At 52.9% G+C, this 16,206-nt stretch carries 14 protein-coding genes; 5 read left to right on the forward strand and 9 right to left on the reverse strand.

Annotated elements, in window-relative coordinates; genetic code table 11:
• Positions 1–72 precede the first annotated feature (72 nt).
• On the reverse strand, positions 73–843 hold the full coding sequence (locus tag THS27_RS11295) for a hypothetical protein (RefSeq protein ID WP_085590865.1): 771 nt from the start codon (positions 841–843) through the stop codon (positions 73–75).
• Positions 844–931: 88 nt separating this feature from the next.
• Positions 932–2,728, reverse strand: a complete 1,797-nt coding sequence (locus THS27_RS11300) for a DUF4153 domain-containing protein (RefSeq protein WP_085590867.1) — start codon at positions 2,726–2,728, stop codon at positions 932–934.
• A gap of 323 nt (positions 2,729–3,051) precedes the next feature.
• Between THS27_RS11300 and THS27_RS11305 the strand changes: the two genes are divergently transcribed.
• Positions 3,052–4,557 (forward strand): jacalin-like lectin, encoded by a 1,506-nt coding sequence (locus THS27_RS11305; protein ID WP_085590869.1) that lies wholly within the window; start codon positions 3,052–3,054, stop codon positions 4,555–4,557.
• Between the two features lie 161 nt (positions 4,558–4,718).
• On the opposite strand, the gene THS27_RS11310 is transcribed toward THS27_RS11305, so the two are convergent.
• The gene (locus tag THS27_RS11310; protein WP_085590871.1) at positions 4,719–5,117 is read right to left on the reverse strand and encodes a helix-turn-helix domain-containing protein; all 399 of its coding nucleotides are present in this window, start codon (positions 5,115–5,117) and stop codon (positions 4,719–4,721) included.
• A gap of 131 nt (positions 5,118–5,248) precedes the next feature.
• On the opposite strand from THS27_RS11310, the gene THS27_RS11315 reads away from it, so the two are divergent.
• Positions 5,249–5,800 carry an NADPH-dependent FMN reductase gene (locus tag THS27_RS11315; RefSeq protein WP_085590873.1) on the forward strand — a complete coding sequence of 184 codons (552 nt, stop codon included), beginning with the start codon at positions 5,249–5,251 and terminating at the stop codon, positions 5,798–5,800.
• A 125-nt stretch (positions 5,801–5,925) separates the two neighbouring features.
• On the opposite strand, the gene THS27_RS11320 is transcribed toward THS27_RS11315, so the two are convergent.
• The 6 genes from THS27_RS11320 to THS27_RS11345 form a co-directional block, all read right to left on the reverse strand.
• Positions 5,926–6,708, reverse strand: a complete 783-nt coding sequence (locus THS27_RS11320) for a succinate dehydrogenase iron-sulfur subunit (protein ID WP_085590875.1) — start codon at positions 6,706–6,708, stop codon at positions 5,926–5,928.
• Positions 6,709–6,733: 25 nt separating this feature from the next.
• On the reverse strand, positions 6,734–8,530 hold the full coding sequence (gene sdhA, locus THS27_RS11325) for a succinate dehydrogenase flavoprotein subunit (protein WP_085590877.1): 1,797 nt from the start codon (positions 8,528–8,530) through the stop codon (positions 6,734–6,736).
• Positions 8,531–8,533: 3 nt separating this feature from the next.
• Positions 8,534–8,911 (reverse strand): succinate dehydrogenase, hydrophobic membrane anchor protein, encoded by a 378-nt coding sequence (sdhD, locus tag THS27_RS11330; RefSeq protein WP_246832936.1) that lies wholly within the window; start codon positions 8,909–8,911, stop codon positions 8,534–8,536.
• A gap of 32 nt (positions 8,912–8,943) precedes the next feature.
• Positions 8,944–9,324, reverse strand: coding sequence for a succinate dehydrogenase, cytochrome b556 subunit (gene sdhC, locus THS27_RS11335; RefSeq protein WP_085590879.1), 381 nt, complete (start codon positions 9,322–9,324; stop codon positions 8,944–8,946).
• Between the two features lie 244 nt (positions 9,325–9,568).
• A complete protein-coding gene (locus tag THS27_RS11340; protein ID WP_085590881.1) occupies positions 9,569–10,627 on the reverse strand; it encodes a MaoC family dehydratase in 1,059 nt (352 codons plus the stop codon).
• Between the two features lie 242 nt (positions 10,628–10,869).
• Entirely contained in the window at positions 10,870–11,748 is an 879-nt protein-coding gene (locus THS27_RS11345) for a CoA ester lyase (protein WP_085590882.1), read from the reverse strand.
• Positions 11,749–12,064: 316 nt separating this feature from the next.
• Between THS27_RS11345 and THS27_RS11350 the strand changes: the two genes are divergently transcribed.
• The 3 genes from THS27_RS11350 to THS27_RS11360 are packed head-to-tail and all read left to right on the forward strand — an operon-like array spanning position 12,065 to position 16,135.
• Positions 12,065–13,636 carry an OmpA family protein gene (locus tag THS27_RS11350; protein WP_168184874.1) on the forward strand — a complete coding sequence of 524 codons (1,572 nt, stop codon included), beginning with the start codon at positions 12,065–12,067 and terminating at the stop codon, positions 13,634–13,636.
• A 26-nt stretch (positions 13,637–13,662) separates the two neighbouring features.
• On the forward strand, positions 13,663–15,249 hold the full coding sequence (locus THS27_RS11355; protein WP_085590886.1) for a hypothetical protein: 1,587 nt from the start codon (positions 13,663–13,665) through the stop codon (positions 15,247–15,249).
• A gap of 25 nt (positions 15,250–15,274) precedes the next feature.
• Positions 15,275–16,135, forward strand: coding sequence for a hypothetical protein (locus tag THS27_RS11360; protein ID WP_085590888.1), 861 nt, complete (start codon positions 15,275–15,277; stop codon positions 16,133–16,135).
• Positions 16,136–16,206: the final 71 nt, after the last annotated feature.

The raw sequence follows: 16,206 nt of genomic DNA on the forward strand, positions 1-16,206 counted from the left end.
ATCGCAGGGCTGCCAACGCCCTTTGAGCGGCGGCAAAAGACAGGCATCACTATTGATTAACACGCCATCACATCACTGTTGGGCGGCACCAACGCCCATATCCAGGGCCAAAAGCTGCTTTTGAATACGCTGGGACAATACGGGATCGGGATTGGCATTTAATGCGCGCTGATAGGCAACACGGGCCATATCGCGTTTGCCCATTGCCACGGCGTTATCGGCAAAATGGGCCAGATGTTCGGCAATCGGCGCGGCCTTGTTGGCCTTGATCAGGGCTTCCTCGGCGGCGGCATAGTCGCCCTGTTTATACAGGATCAGCCCATATGTATCCTGAATCGACGGATTTTCCGGCTGTACCTGCATCGCCATTTTAATCAGCCTTTCGGCCTCCATCAGGTTTTCGCCCTTTGTGGCGTAATGATAGGCTAACCAGTTAGCGGCTTCGATGTTTCCGGCTTTGGCCGCCTGTGCGGCTTCGGCCGTCAGGGTGTCGTTATACGATTTAATCACATCGGCAACGCCTTGCTGGTCCAGCCCATCGATCGATGTCAGGCCCAACCGCGATACCTTGCAATTGGCACCTCCGCCATTTTGGCACATCGCCAGCGCCTGCTGCCCCGCGCCCACAACCGTGGCATTCGGCCCGGCGGAAAATGCCTTGCCGCTGTCATCGGTTGCCATTGCCTTGAAATCAACCATCCCCGCATAGGCACTATCAAGGCTGGTTTGCTCGGCCGGGCCGCCCATCATGTCCTGGGGTTCCCATTTTGGCGCGGTGTCTCCACACGCGGCCAGCCCCAAAAATGCGACGCTAACAATCACATGTCGGAAATTTATCGGCATGGTGTGCGGCCTCCCTTAACGATAATCCTGATACCCAACCAATAGGTCAGGCCACTTAACAATCATAGCAAAAACCCGTCGCGTCATGTTAACGGCTTTGTTCCCAAAGTATTCCCCCCACGGATAAGTCGGAATATGCGGGGACCTCCGGTTTGAAATCACCCTGTTTTAACTGGTCTATGATATCGATACTGGCCTTACCGTTTGCCAGATACAAATCGCGCACCTTTACCCAGTCCTTTTCCTCAGGGCGGTATTTTAACATCGCCGCAACAGGCCTGAGCGAGAAAAACACAGCTTCATCCACCCCGTCGCCATCCATATCAATAATCAGCAAGGCACATTTGTTTTGTGCTTTGGCGGCCTGCTCAGATAAGCCATCCTCTTTGCAAAACTGACGATCAAATTGCAAATCCTTATCCATCATTTGCGACAGGGCATCGCGCGAATAAGGTTGATCCTCGGGAAAGACCGGAATTTCATCAACGGCTGAATCCCGCCGCTGTTTTAAGATTGTGGGCATCAAACGCAATTCGGCCAACTCTGGCACGGTGTCAGGGTAAACCTGCTTTAGGTCCGTAATGGCCTGTTCACCAGGCTTGCCCAGTTGTTGCGCCATAAAGGCCAGGTCGGACTGGTTTATATCTTCGATGTGCAATAGCCGGTCCTGCTGGTTACGTGCAGCGATACTTACCGGGTCAAGCCACGGCAGATGGATTAAAAATGCACAGATGGTCGCACCAATGGCGACATGGCCGAACGCCCGTTGCAAGGCAATGATCATGCCATCGCCACGCGTCATGCCTGCACGCATAATCCAAAGCGTGGCAACCAGCACGGCAACCACGATCCAGGAACCATAAATGCGTTGGGGGGTCAGCCCGTAATCATCGACACGCACCCATATCGTCCCAATGCCCAGCAACGCACAAAGAGGGGCCATCCACAGGGTATAGCGAAAAACAAAATCACCCCAACGACCAAACAATGTTGTTTTCGTACCCGACTGTATCGCCCCGAACAGTAAATAACTTAGCCAAAGCGAGGCCGAAGTTACCACCAGCCAGATACTGGTATCCTGCCCCAAAAGCTGTTCCCAGCCCCCAAGCGCCCCCAATAATAAAAATAGAAAAACCCCGAATGCCTGAAAGGGATAAAAAAACCGGTACAGGGTGCCCAACACCTGACGGACGGCGCGCAAGAGATATGGTTTTTCACGGGTTAGCATAATACCGGTGGCAAAGGCCGCCCCCGACAGGACGGAGCCACCCAGCCCGGTTTCAAGAAAATCCATAAAGGCGGTGAAACCGACAAGATTAAACAGAATTGCCAGCAAATAGGCCATGACCCAAAACACGCCAATCGCCACGACGCCAAAAGAAAGCGATAGCTTGATGTTCCAGATTTGCGGGCCGATTTGGGAAACCCTGATCAATGGGTACGAGGCATCCACAGATTGACCACTGTCATCATGATCAGGATCGTTCGTAACACCCTGTTCCTGAAACAGCGAGGCATCACCTGGTTTCACTGGCAATGGCTGCAATGTGCTGCGCCAGATCGCCACAACCAGCGCAACCCAAACAGCCTGGGCGGCAATTAAACCGCCAACTGTGGTATCCTCAACATGGTCGAACCCGACCAAATGCTGAAAAACGGCAACTTGCCCGGCAGCCAGCCCGGAAACCAGCACCGAAAACAGGATATCGCCCCACAGTTTGCGAACCCCGATTGCAAACCAGCAGCAATACGCCGCCACAATGATGAAAACCAGCAATGACGGGGCATACAGGCTGTGTTCGTCAAAATGGTCAAGCAAATACCACAACGCCCAACCATAAAGCCCGCCGCTTAGCGGGAACAACCACATCAGCCTGTTTACCATCTATATCTTTCCATGTCGTATTGCGCAGGGCCTCTGCGCATGAGGTGGCCACAAACAACCCGCCACCGGCCCCGGAAGACTAAAAATCAAAACTGCGACCACATCAGGGCAGAACGGTTGGAAAAATGCGACGAAAACATCACCACAAAATCATCTAACCCGCTTGAAGGTGGTGTTTTTTTATGCGGCGCGCCATTTCATTCAATACCAAACCTGGCGGATATCATTAAATTTTAGCAACAAAAATGACAACTTAAAATTTTATGATGGTAAAATAAAACAACTATAATACGATGAAATTCGTATTAATCCAAGAGGCTTGAATGGCCAGTAATAATCCGTCTACGATTTTTCAGGGTTACAGTACCGTTTCGGGCAGGACCTATTTGCAGGCGGTAACCGGTGACACCACCAAATCGGGCGCGCGATCGTCTGTTGATGTTCTTGTCACCAGCAGCGCTGAAAAAGTTGCCACCAGCATGGAAATTCAGGCATCCCTGACTGCAAGCTACGGCCCGGTCGCATCGGGTTCGACAAAGGTGGATTATTACCACAGCCTGGAAATAACCACCTACAGCATCGTAATCATGGTTTCGGCATCAAAAACACTTAGTTCCGAAAGCATTATATCCAATTTGCGAATGCTTGACGGTGTTGCGACACCAACCAACAATGCCGAAGCTACGCAATTTTTCAAATCCTACGGCGACTGCTTTTTACAAAGCGTCAATACGGGCGGTGAATATTATGGCACTTATGTTTTTTACTGCCAGTCCCGCGAAGAACAGGAATCACTTAATACCGAATTATCGGCATCAGGCATTTATAACGGGGTAAGTGCCAGTGCCAGCCTGCAAACATCGCTAGACAGTTTCACCAAATCAACCACGGTCAGTTACAGCTTCAAACAGGTTCTAACCGGAATCAGCAACCCGTCTCTGCCAACCCAGGACGATTTTGTCGCCTATGCCCTGGCCTTTCCGTCACTGACACTCGACGCACCGGTCATTAACAGCTTCGACGTCTGGAGCTATACCAAGGTTATCAATCAGGCATTTGACGCCATTGAGCGCAATCGACTGTATTTTACCGGCGACGAATTCACCGTTGGCCTGACAGCAAGCGCAACCAAGCTGTCTGATTTGCAAGATCAAACAGACCGGATCATTGATACCTACGAATTCTATCGTGGTAGCGATTTTGACTGGCAGGAGTTTGACCCAAAACTGGCCAGTGTCGATGTGGAAACCGGCGATGACCTTGACAAAATCTCTGCCCAAATGGAAGCCTACCTGACAGATCCAGTCACCCCCTATGAAAAACCGAGCCTTCCGGCACTTGATCATGGGACCCCGCAACTGGTGACCTATTATTCCTATAGCACGATGGAAGGCGGCGGTGGCGGCAGCCCGTTTGATGATGTCGACACGATTAACGGCATCAGCAATCACACCCATATAACGGCCATTGAATTGCGCGCCGGGGCACGGGTTGATGCCCTGAAAGTCACCTATAACAACGGTTCCGGGCAAAAATGGCAAACCGTCCATGGCGGCGGTGGCGGTAGCGCGGTTGGTCCGCTGGAACTTTCCGAATCTGTCCCGGTCACTGCTATTTCCGGTCGTGCGGGCTCTAAAATAGACCATCTCAGCTTTACAGCTGCCAATGGCACCACCCTCGATGGCGGTGGCGGCGGCGGTGGCGTTTTCAACTTCACCTTTCCCGATGGCATGTTTCTGGTTGGTTTTACCGGCAGGTCTGGATCGGAACTTGATGCGTTTGGCGCCGTATTTGGCGGCTTCAAACAGACGAAATGGTCTAACAGCTAGTTTATGCCTGCCATTATGGCATAGGCGAAACAATGTCATGGAAAACACAGGCCGCAGGCATTTCTGCCATACGCCAACAATGCACCACCCGGCCCCATCATCAGATGGGGCCGGGCACATTTTCGGGCCATCTATATCCATTTGATATCAGAGATGCCGCCTTAGCTGTCTTGTGCGTTCAAATCAAATTGCTGACGTGCGTGCTGAATTTCAAATTTATGGGCAATTGCCCAATCGGCAAGCGCCATAACCGGTTGCCATAATGATTGCCCCAGCGGGGTCAGGCTGTAATCAACCCGTGGGGACTTACCCGGCGTCACATGACGTGTAACCAGGCCATCACGTTCCAGATTGCGCAGGGTTAATGTCAGCATTCGTTTTGAAATGCCGCCAATACGGCGATGCAGGTCACTAAAGCGCACCGGGCCATCACCCAGCAACCGAACGACAAGGACGCTCCATTTATCGCCAACCCGCGATAACACACCGCTTACCCCGCGACAGGTATCTGGCAAATGATCGTCTGCGGGGTCGGTCGGGATGAAGGAAGCTGGTAACATAGGTGTGCCTTATTGAGGAAAAGCCATTTGCCGATATATATGTAGGTTACAAATAATTACCTGACTTCAACCTGCCATCACAGCCAAAATTTGGCGATCTCGGATGGCAGCGGCTTAAACAAGGAGAAACCATGGCGTCGATCAAACTGGCTGTCATCGTTGGCAGTAACCGCAAAGATTCAATCAACCGAAAACTGGCAAATGCACTGGTGAAACTTGCGGGCGACCGCGTTGAGGCATCGCTGGTACAGATTGATGATTTGCCAATGTATAACATGGACCTGGAAGGCAACCGCCCCGACGCGGTGAACCGGTTTACCGCCGAAGTCGCCGCCTGCGATGCGGTATTACTGGTTACGCCTGAACATAACCGGTCAATCCCCGCTGTTTTGAAAAACGCCATCGACTGGGGCTCCAAACCGATGGATAAAAACGTATGGCGTGGCAAGGCAACAGCCATTACCGGCACGTCACCCGGTGCCATCGGCACTGCCGTCGGCCAGCAGCATTTACGCCAGATCATGGGTATTCTGGGCGGGCTGGTAATGGGCGGCGAAGCGTACATTGCGTTTAAACCCGACCTGATCGCAGAAGATGGCAGCATCGCCATTGAGGACACCAGGGCCTTCCTGCAAACCTATATCGATAATTTCGTAAACGTTGCGCAAAAACTCTCGGCTTAATTGCCTTTTACAAACGACATCGGGCAAACCAACATTTGCCACGAAAAACACAAATGCCGCCGGAAAAAATCCGGCGGCATTTGTTTTACGCAAAATGAATTGCGATATCTTCTGATCTACCGTGATTAAGCGCCGCGTTCCGCAATCATTTTTTTGATTTCGGTAATCGCCAGTGCCGGGTTCAACCCCTTCGGGCAGGTATTGGTGCAGTTCATGATCGTGTGGCAACGATACAGACGGAACGGGTCTTCAAGCATATCAAGACGTTCGCCAGTATATTCATCCCGCGAGTCAGCCAGCCAGCGATAGGCCTGCAACAGAACAGCCGGGCCAAGGTAACGATCAGAGTTCCACCAGTAAGACGGACATGCGGTAGAGCAGGAAAAGCACAGAATGCATTCCCACAAACCGTCAAGTTTGGCACGTTCTTCACGAGACTGCAGACGTTCCCCGTCCGGCGGGGTCGGGCTGTCGGCCTTCAGCCACGGCTCGATCGAGGCGAGCTGGGCATAAGGCTGTGACAGGTCGGGCACCAGATCCTTGACCACCGGCATATGCGGCAACGGATAGATTTTAACATCACCGCTAATGTCTTCGATCGGTTTCAGACAGGCCAGCGTGTTACGGCCGTCAATATTCATCGCACAGGAACCGCAAATACCTTCACGGCAGGAGCGACGGAAAGTCAGGGTCGCGTCGATTTCGTTCTTGATCTTGATCAGCGCGTCCAGAACCATCGGGCCGCAGGCATCAAGGTCAAGTTCGTAGGTATCGGTGCGCGGGTTATCGCCGGAATCCGGATCATAACGATAGATCTTGAATTTCCGGGTATTCTTCGCATTCGCCGGTGCAGAAAACGATTTACCGTCCTGCACGACCGAATTGGCGGGAAGCTTGAATTCAGCCATCTCTCAAATCCTCTCTGTCCGCGCCTTAATACACGCGTTCCTTCGGCTCGATATACTCAACTTCGTCGGTAAGGGTGAAGCTGTTAACCGGCCGATAGGTGAGATCAACGCCATAGTTGTTGTCCCAGGCAACCTTGGCAATCGTGTGCTTCATCCAGACTTCGTCGTCGCGCTTGGGATAATCTTCGTGCGCGTGCGCCCCGCGGGATTCATGGCGCGCCTCGGCGGAATTCATGGTTGATGCTGCGCAAACCATCAGGTTTTCCAGCTCCATGGTTTCCACCAGGTCCGAATTCCAGATCAATGAACGGTCCGAAACAGAAACATCCCCAAGGGTTGCTGCTGTTTTGGCAAGTTTTTCGACACCTTCACCCAGGATTTCGGCAGTACGGAACACGCCGCAATTACCCTGCATGACCTTTTGCATTTCGAGGCGGATTTCCGCCGTCGGACGGGCACCCTTGGCCCAGCGCAAACGATCAAAGCGGTCAAGGGCTGTCTGGCCATCGCTGGCTTTAAGTTCCTTGAAGGACGATTTCGCGTCAACAACCTCGGCAGCATGCATGCCGCACGCACGACCAAACACAACCAGGTCAAGCAGCGAGTTCGTGCCCAGACGGTTCGCACCGTGAACAGAAACACAGGCAGCTTCACCAGCCGCCATCAGGCCCGGCACAATACGATTGGGGTCATCTGCCGTCGGGTTCAGGACTTCGCCCTTATAGTTGGTCGGAATACCACCCATATTGTAATGGACCGTCGGCAGAACCGGGATCGGTTCCTTGGTCGCATCAACACCGGCAAAAATCTTGGCGGTTTCGGTAATACCCGGCAGGCGTTCCCACAGGACTTCCGACCCCAGATGCTCAAGATGCAAATGGATATATTCGCCATGTTCGCCAACACCACGACCATCGCGAATTTCCTGTGCCATCCCGCGCGATACAACGTCACGCGATGCCAGGTCTTTCACGGTCGGGGCATAACGTTCCATGAAACGTTCGCCTTCGGAATTGGTCAGATAGCCGCCTTCGCCGCGTGCGCCTTCGGTGATCAGGCAGCCCGAACCATAAATGCCGGTCGGGTGGAACTGAACAAATTCCATATCCTGAAGACCAAGGCCCGCACGGGCCACCATGCCATGACCGTCGCCGGTGCAGGTATGAGCCGAGGTGCAGCTAAAGAAGGCACGGCCATAACCGCCCGATGCCAGAATGGTCATCTTGGCGTTGAAACGGTGCATGATGCCGGTATCAAGATCCCATGCCACCAGACCGCGGCAGGTGCCATCTTCATCCATGATCAAATCAATGGCGATGAATTCAACAAAGAATTCAGCCTTGTGCTTCAGGCACTGCTGGTAAAGCGTGTGCAGCATGGCGTGACCGGTACGGTCAGCCGCGGCACAGGCACGTTCAACCGGGGCCTTGCCGTGATCGCGGGTGTGACCACCAAACGGGCGCTGGTAAATCTTGCCTTCGGCGGTACGCGAAAACGGCATGCCGTAATGTTCAAGTTCATGAACAGCGGGCACCGCATTGCGGCACATATATTCGATGGCATCCTGGTCACCCAGCCAGTCCGACCCCTTGACGGTGTCGTACATGTGCCACTGCCAGTGATCTTCCGACATATTGCCCAGCGACGCACCGATACCACCCTGGGCGGCAACAGTGTGTGAACGGGTCGGGAAGACCTTGGTGATGCAGGCGGTTTTCAAACCGGCCTCAACCGTGCCCAATGTAGCGCGAAGACCAGCACCACCGGCACCCATAACGACAACATCGTAGTTATGGTCAATAATTTTATAGGATTCTGTCATTGCTCAGGCTCCGGCAAAAACGATTCGCAGCACCGAAATAATCGCGGCAACGGTCATAAAGACCGCCAGGGCGCGGATCAGCAACATCGAAACAATTTCTGCTTTACGGTTATGCACATAGTCTTCGATCACAACTTGCAGGCCGAGAACGAAATGCCAGGCAACAGAGATGACCAGAAGGACCATCATGGTTGCGTGGAAATAACTGCTCAGCCAGGCCCGGACTGCATCGAATGATGCCGTGTGGCCAGCAAGGATCGAATAGATAAACCAAAGTCCCAGCGGCAGGTTCGCCGCAGCGGTGACGCGTTGCGCCCACCAGTGCGAAGAGCCGCTTTTGGCGGAACCGAGACCGCGTACACGGCCCAGATCGGATTGCATCTTCATAACAACCTTGTCCCCATTTGCCTGGATCAAACCAGACCGATAATCCAGGTGATGATGGTCAGCACGACTGCCGCGCCAAGAACGATCGGGTTGGACTTTGCCGCCCCTTCATTCGACAGGCCGCGACCGGTATCCCAGACGAGGTGCCGGAGACCGTTGCAGGCGTGATAGTAAAACGCCACTGTCCAGCCGAACAGCAGCAACAGACCAAACCACGAGGTGAAAAATGCCTGATAGCCCTCGAACGTATCCCGACCGGCGCCAGCGGCGATAAGCCACGACGCCAGGAATACGAAACCAATGGCAAGGCCAATGCCCATGATGCGGAACGAAATGGACATTTTGGCCGTCAGCGGGAGCCTGTACACCTGAAGGTGGGGAGACAGCGGCCGATTGGCTTTGCTCATAACGGAATTGCCTCTTCTCAAATAGCTGGCGGGAAAGCAGGGATTATTTACCCACGCACAGGGGGTAAGTCAATCTCAACGCCTTTGAAAACCAGAGAAATCTGCGAATTAACGCCATTTCTACCGTTGTTTTAGATTTGTTTCATATAGTTGAACGCAAGGCAATATCCCCCTTAGTCGGAGATATATGATGCTGTAACGCACCAAAACAGGTGTCATTGCGAAATTTTATTCTTTTTACGGATCAAGTGCGCTTTGGGATCAAAACAGTATGGTCAAAATCCAGTAACACGGCGGAGTCATATTTTCCGGCTTCATCGCGTAGCACAAATTCCGTCGCGCCACGGTTGCGCACTGCAACAAGCCTTACGCGCAGTGCGCCCACATCATCGCGCCCGGCAAGGCTGATTTTGTCGACAATTTCGGACCAGGCAAACACCGTATCACCGGCAAAAGCGGGGTTGGCATGGCTGCCGCCATTGATAGCCACAATTTTAAAGGCATTGCCCAGCCCGTTAAAGGACAAGGCCCGGGCCAGCGACATGATATGCCCGCCATAAATCAGCCGCTTGCCAAACCGGCCCTTATTGGCGGCAACCTGATCAAAATGCACTTTGGCGGTATTCTGATACAACCGGGTCGCAATCTGATGTTCGGCTTCTTCAATCGTCATGCCATCCACATGGTCGATCTTTTCGCCAACCTCATAATCTTCCCAGTAATGGGGGGCACCGGCCAATTCACAATCATATCCGGCCAGATCAAGCCCAACCGGCATCCGAAAATGGGCAGCATCAACCGTCGCGGCCAGGTCTGGCACAGCGGTGACAGGTGCTGGGGCATCAATATTGTTTTTATGCACCATGACCCAGCGGTTATAATCCACCACCATTTCACCATGCTGATTCGACCCGACCGAATTAACGTAAACAACCCCGGTTTTACCGTTTGAATTTTCTTTTAAGCCAATCACACGTGACACGGTACTAACGGTATCCCCCGCATATACCGGGGCACCAAACACCCCGCCCGCGTATCCCAGATTGGCCACCGCATTTAACGATATATCGGGCACGGTTTTGCCAAAAACCATATGAAACACCAGCAAATCGTCGACCGGGGCCCCTCGAAAACCAATGGCACCGGCAAATTCAGCCGAGGATTGAACGGCAAAACGTGGACCATATAACCCGGTATAAAGGGCGACATCCCCCGCGGTAATGGTGCGCGGAGTAGCATGGCGTAGCACCTGCCCGAGATGGAAATCCTCGAAATAATTGCCAGGATTATTTTTGGAGATCATCACCGAAAATTCCTTGTTCCCTACGCAAGACACCTGCGCATTAAGCCAATTCGACACACCTTCGCGACAGCAAATAACCCCGGCTCTCTATGGAAATAACGCATTAAGGACCGGTTAAACACAACACCGCCGCATGGCCTGTGCCACACAAAAGGGGATCAACGAGTATGCCTGCCAGACGAAGACCTTGTTGATCGGCTTCAATCAACAGGATTATGGTATAACCCCGGCTTCCCGACAATTCAGGTGGTTGCCATTGCTGCGATTTGATCGGCAAGAGCAACAAGGCGCTGCGCACTCACCACGTGCAGATTTTCAATCAATTTTCCATCAACCACCACAACCCCCTGTCCCTTCCCAACGGCATCCTGATGGGCCGCAATAATTTTGCGTGCCCAGGCCACCTCGGTCTCGCTTGGTTCAAAGGCTTTATTTACAGCAGCAATGGTTTTGGGATGAATCAGGGTTTTACCGTCAAAGCCCAGTTCGCGACCTTGTACACAGGATGCGTCAAAACCTTCATCGTCAGACAGATCAAGATGAACACCATCAAGAATGGCAAGACCATAAGCCCGCGCGGCGAGCATACACAGACCAAGGCTTGTGATCATGGGCAGGCGATCGCGCGTGTGGGCACAGTTCAAATCCTTGGCCAAATCGGATGTGCCCATCACAAACCCGCCCAATAACGGATGCGCCCCGGCAATTTCACGGGCGTTTAGCATCGCTAGCGGCGTTTCCATCATGCACCAGATACGCATGTTGTCATGCGCCCCTTCGGCCTGCATGATCGCCGCGACCTGACGAATGGTTTCCGGGCTTTCGACCTTGGGCAACAAAATGGCATCGGCCTTGCTGCGTGCCGTAGCAACAATGTCGTCATAGCCCCACGGGGTATTCAGGCCATTCACCCGCACCTGTATTTCGCGCGGGCCATATCCTCCCTGATCAAGGGCGGCCATAATTTGTTCACGCGCCACGGCTTTGGAGTCGGGGGCGACAGCATCTTCAATATCAAGGATAAGACCATCCGCCGGCAAAGCCCGTCCCTTTTCCAGGGCCCGCGCGTTGGAACCAGGCATATATAAAACGGATCGACGCGGACGCGATGAAACAGCCATCTAAAAGCCCCTGATTTGTAACTTTAGTATAAAATAAGACAACCAAACTTTAACAAAATTACCAAATTTTGCTGCGATGCGGCAAGTCGTATTTTTATATTCACCACACAATCAGTAGGCGAGGGTACACTTTTCGGGTGATATTCTAACCGCCATACCAGATTATACTGATATCGGAAAAAGTGATTTCCTCTCAACGGGATATTTATTTTCCCAATCGCCTTTTCCATAGCTTGCGAAGACAGGGATGCCTTCGTAAAAAGAAATGATATTGTTGTCAGACACGGTCAAACCGGCTGTGGATACAGGGGGTCCCATGCGCAAAAACTGCGTTCGCAATACCATTGCAGCACTGTGTACAACCAGCTTGCTTGCCGGATGTGCCAACCAGCAAGCGCCATCCTTTTTAAATGTGCAGCCGGACCAGAATGGCGCCTGCCAATTTAACGAGGCTGGATATGTTATTGGCGGCGCATTGCTGGGAGCCGGGCTGGGGCTTTTGGTCGGGGGCAAAAACCGGGGTATCGCCACGGTCGCAGGCGGCGCTGCCGGGGCATTGGCTGGCAAGGGCCTTCAATCCTATTTAACCAGTCGCTGCGAAAAGCTTGCTGCTGTGCAAAAGGAACTGCGCGAAACCCGGATGGGCATTGCGCGGGTGAATGTTCCGACCGGATCAACCTGGGCCAATCCCGATGCCAGCAACAGCAAAACCTCGGAAGGCTTGCTGGTCACCGTGGATAACAGCGGCATGTTTGCCAGCGGCGACGACAACCTTTCGCCGGCCGCCAACAGGGATATGCACAAAATTGCCGACACGTTCCGGGGTACAGACCGCAATATCCTGATTGTCGGTCACACCGACAGCACCGGCAGCCGGGCGCTAAATCTGGACCTGTCGCAACGCCGTGCGCGTACCGTTGGCCGCATTTTTGAACAGGAAGGTGTCGATAAAAACCGCATCTTCTACAAAGGTGCCGGAGAAGACCAGCCGATCGCCAGCAACACCACCGAGACGGGCAAGGCGCAAAATCGCCGCGTACAAATTATCGAGCTTGAAACCCGCGAAGCCATCATGGCATTTGCCAACCAGACCGAGACCGACCCGACATTGCCCGAGCGCGTAAAGGTCAATCAGGCCCCGGCAGATGTAGATGAACCGATTACAGCACCTGCCCCGCCCAAAAAATCAACTTCACCGCAAAAAACCACGCCCAAAGCGCAAAGCACGCCCCCTGCCTCGCAGGAAGCCATGACCAAACCGGGCTATCAGGTTGCGAAATCCGGGCATGGCATTGATTTTGGTGGCAAACCTGCCGAAACCATGCCCAACACATTATCGGGCAAAGCCGGTTTGCCTGATAAAGAAGACGAAGGTGTTCTGTCATCGCTTTGGCCTTTGGGGTCGGCCAAGGCATCGGAAACTACGCTGCCAACAAATATTGCCTGTATTGAAGATACCTATCGCCCGGTCGGGGCTGTTATGTCGCTTGCAAATGATCGCCCGGTTCACGAAACAGCCGATTATTTACCCGCCCTGTATTCGACCAGCTGGTACGATACGGTAAACAATCACCTGGTCGGGCTGACCAAAGTTGCCGTTTTGCAAAACGGCGGATCAGTCGACGGGGACCCGGACGTCTTCGTGTTTGAAAACTATAAAAAAGGCGACCAGAAACCGGCCATTAAAACCATCGGCCATGCCAGGTCCTATGTTGGAACAGACGGGGTGATGTATCGGGTATTTATGGATGGGGATGCCTGGCCTGTGCGCTGCATGGATGTGCTTTTTTCGCGCAAGGACCCGTTCGGCACCGCCGAAGGCCGCATTTATTATGACAGGGATGGTCATGTCTATGCCCGTGACATCGGTCTTGAAAAAGCAAAATGATTTTGGGGAATTCGGGGAATTAATCGATGCTTGACGAAATTTACGCCTTTGTTCTCGCCTACCGCGAACTTATCTCGATTGTGGTTCTGACAATTGTGCTGGTGGTTTTGCTTTTGAACTGGTGGGACGAAGTAAAACTGTTTGCCAAAAGTACATTTTACAGCATGCCGTTTATTGGCAAAACCCGGCGCCTGTCAAAGGATCTCAATATCCGCCGTGACGGCTGGTTTGCCTCCGAGCGGACCCTGTGTGAAGACTTCGCCGGTGACATTCGCAAAATTGCGGCTGATCCCGACATGTATGACAAAGCCAAAAGCTATCTGGGCAAAGTACAGGAACTGGGCCGCAACGAACTGGGCATTGGCATGCGCCTGTTGCTGATTGCCATGGTGTTTATCGAGGCCCTGGGTTTTGCCTATGTGCTGTCGGGCTATACCCTGCCCGGTGCCAGCGAGAAGTTACAGGTTCAGGGGGCGTTTGGCATTGCGTTCCTGATTTCCTGCGTCCTGGTGTTTTTCACCCACCAGGCGGGTCATGAGCTCCACAAACGTGGGCTTATCGGCAAGGTTCGAACCTGGTGGAACCACGACAGCAACCCCGACCGCCCCAATCTGATGGGCCGCACCAACAAGACAACTTTGGAAAATGATCATCTTGATGATGATGATCCCGCCTATCTGCAAATCCTGCATCGGCTTGACACCAATGCAACGGTAACCAAGGGTACCCCGATCTGGACGATTGTTGCCGTCATTGCCATTATCGGCGTTGCCTGCACGGCTACCTATGTGCGCTATGAAACATACAAGCAGGAAAAAACTGCCGAAACCACCGGTGCCCCTGCAGCCGACAACACCTTTTCGCTGGGCGATCTTATGTCCAACGATGATGCCCTGCCCGACCTGCTGGCCCAGCCGCAACAAAATGCCGATCAAAAAGCCTCGCAGGAACGCGAAGGCGCACGGGATGCCGCAAATTTGTCAACCTATGCCATTTTGGCGGCCCTGTTTATCCTGATTCAGATCATGGGGATCGGCATTGGTTTTAAAACCGGTTTTGCCGGCAAGGAAAGCAGTGAAGCCCGCCGGATCATTGGCAAATTTTCCAGCCGGGTTGCCTATGAAAGCTGGTTTGAACGCAAACGCGATGCCATTGCCCGCATTGCCCAAAAACACCTGACGAACCTGCAATCGCGCCTGACCGAACATGCAGCCGCCACCGGCGTTGACAAAACCCATCGTGACATTCTGCAATTTTCCGCCGATCGCCACTTCATGGAACATTATTACCAAAGCGAAGATAAAAGCTATCATGCGCGCCAGGCCCACGAAGCTGTAACCCGCAACACGCACGCGCAAAGCCGTGAAGCAGCAGCAACCAGCACGGCACCTGTCGCACCAAGCGAACCGGCGACATCTGCCCCGGTGGAAAACGCGACACCGGTAGCGCCGATGGAAACAGCCGAGCAAATGGAGCAACGTCTACGCGCAAAGATCAAACAGGAAATGGCCGAAAAGAAGGCCCGCGAAGAAGCAGAAAAAAAAGCCAAACCTGTAGAAACAGAAGAAGAAATGTATGCCCGTCTGCTCCGGGAAGAAGGCACGGAAAACTAATGTCAACGCCGGAACGGAGGACAGAATGGCCAGACAATTAAACAGCTTTACCCGCACAGGTCTGGCGATGCTCGCAATTGCCGCCTCGTCGCTTGCCCTGATTTCCCCGGTACAGGCAGGAAGTGCGAAAATTGGCAGTTGTTACGACCAGGTTCGCATCAACGATGTTGAAACGCCCAGGCTGTCGCGCGACCTGTATATTGTTGTGGATCAGACCCTGATATTTGACAAAAAGCTGCAAGAAGATGCCTATCGAAAATTGCAGGATTTTGTCGAACCTGGCACCGCCTATCATGTCGTGACCTTTTCGGCCAATGCTGCCGGGCGCTATGCATCGGTTCTGATTAATGCACAGGTCGATACGCCGTTGGAAAATGACGTTCGCTATGACATTTCCAAAAAAACACTAACCCTGCTTGATGCTTGCCAGAAGAAACAGGCCCTGCTTGCCAAAAAAGCACTGGGGCAGGCTTTGTTAAAGGCATTTGGCGATGCCAGCACTGAATTACCCCACACCGAATTGATGGGGAACCTTGCCAATATCTCGCGTAATCTGGCCGGGGCATCCGACATTGCCGATAAGTACCTGGTTGTGATTTCGGACATGATCGAAAATTCCGATCTGCTGTCATTCTATCAGGCGGGAAACCTGGAAAAAGCCAATACCGACGCCCATTTTGAAAGCTATGCACAAGCCGGGGCGATTGGTGACTGGCAACAGGCCAGGGTTTACGTCATCGGTGGTGGCTATGCCCCGGATGGCAGTTACTGGTCATCCGCGCAGCTTAAAATTCTGCGCGATTTCTGGACCAGCTATTTTGAACATTCAAATGCCCGCATGATGGAATTTGGCACCCCGTCGCTTTTGGGCAATATTGGCGATTAATGCCAAAAACCCAGAACAGGCGTGCCTCCGTTATCTTTCGTAACTAACGAAAAATGCTAACAAAACAGCCC

It is taken from the genome of Thalassospira sp. MCCC 1A01428, assembly GCF_002115825.1.
Lineage (GTDB): Bacteria > Pseudomonadota > Alphaproteobacteria > Rhodospirillales > Thalassospiraceae > Thalassospira.

Coding starts and splice junctions, on each gene's coding strand:
- THS27_RS11295 (WP_085590865.1), bottom strand. CDS start 843: ATGCCGATAAATTTCCGACATGTGATTGTTAGCGTCGCATTTTTGGGG.
- THS27_RS11300 (WP_085590867.1), bottom strand. CDS start 2,728: ATGGTAAACAGGCTGATGTGGTTGTTCCCGCTAAGCGGCGGGCTTTAT.
- THS27_RS11305 (WP_085590869.1), top strand. CDS start 3,052: ATGGCCAGTAATAATCCGTCTACGATTTTTCAGGGTTACAGTACCGTT.
- THS27_RS11310 (WP_085590871.1), bottom strand. CDS start 5,117: ATGTTACCAGCTTCCTTCATCCCGACCGACCCCGCAGACGATCATTTG.
- THS27_RS11315 (WP_085590873.1), top strand. CDS start 5,249: ATGGCGTCGATCAAACTGGCTGTCATCGTTGGCAGTAACCGCAAAGAT.
- THS27_RS11320 (WP_085590875.1), bottom strand. CDS start 6,708: ATGGCTGAATTCAAGCTTCCCGCCAATTCGGTCGTGCAGGACGGTAAA.
- sdhA (WP_085590877.1), bottom strand. CDS start 8,530: ATGACAGAATCCTATAAAATTATTGACCATAACTACGATGTTGTCGTT.
- sdhD (WP_246832936.1), bottom strand. CDS start 8,911: ATGCAATCCGATCTGGGCCGTGTACGCGGTCTCGGTTCCGCCAAAAGC.
- sdhC (WP_085590879.1), bottom strand. CDS start 9,324: ATGAGCAAAGCCAATCGGCCGCTGTCTCCCCACCTTCAGGTGTACAGG.
- THS27_RS11340 (WP_085590881.1), bottom strand. CDS start 10,627: ATGATCTCCAAAAATAATCCTGGCAATTATTTCGAGGATTTCCATCTC.
- THS27_RS11345 (WP_085590882.1), bottom strand. CDS start 11,748: ATGGCTGTTTCATCGCGTCCGCGTCGATCCGTTTTATATATGCCTGGT.
- THS27_RS11350 (WP_168184874.1), top strand. CDS start 12,065: ATGCGCAAAAACTGCGTTCGCAATACCATTGCAGCACTGTGTACAACC.
- THS27_RS11355 (WP_085590886.1), top strand. CDS start 13,663: ATGCTTGACGAAATTTACGCCTTTGTTCTCGCCTACCGCGAACTTATC.
- THS27_RS11360 (WP_085590888.1), top strand. CDS start 15,275: ATGGCCAGACAATTAAACAGCTTTACCCGCACAGGTCTGGCGATGCTC.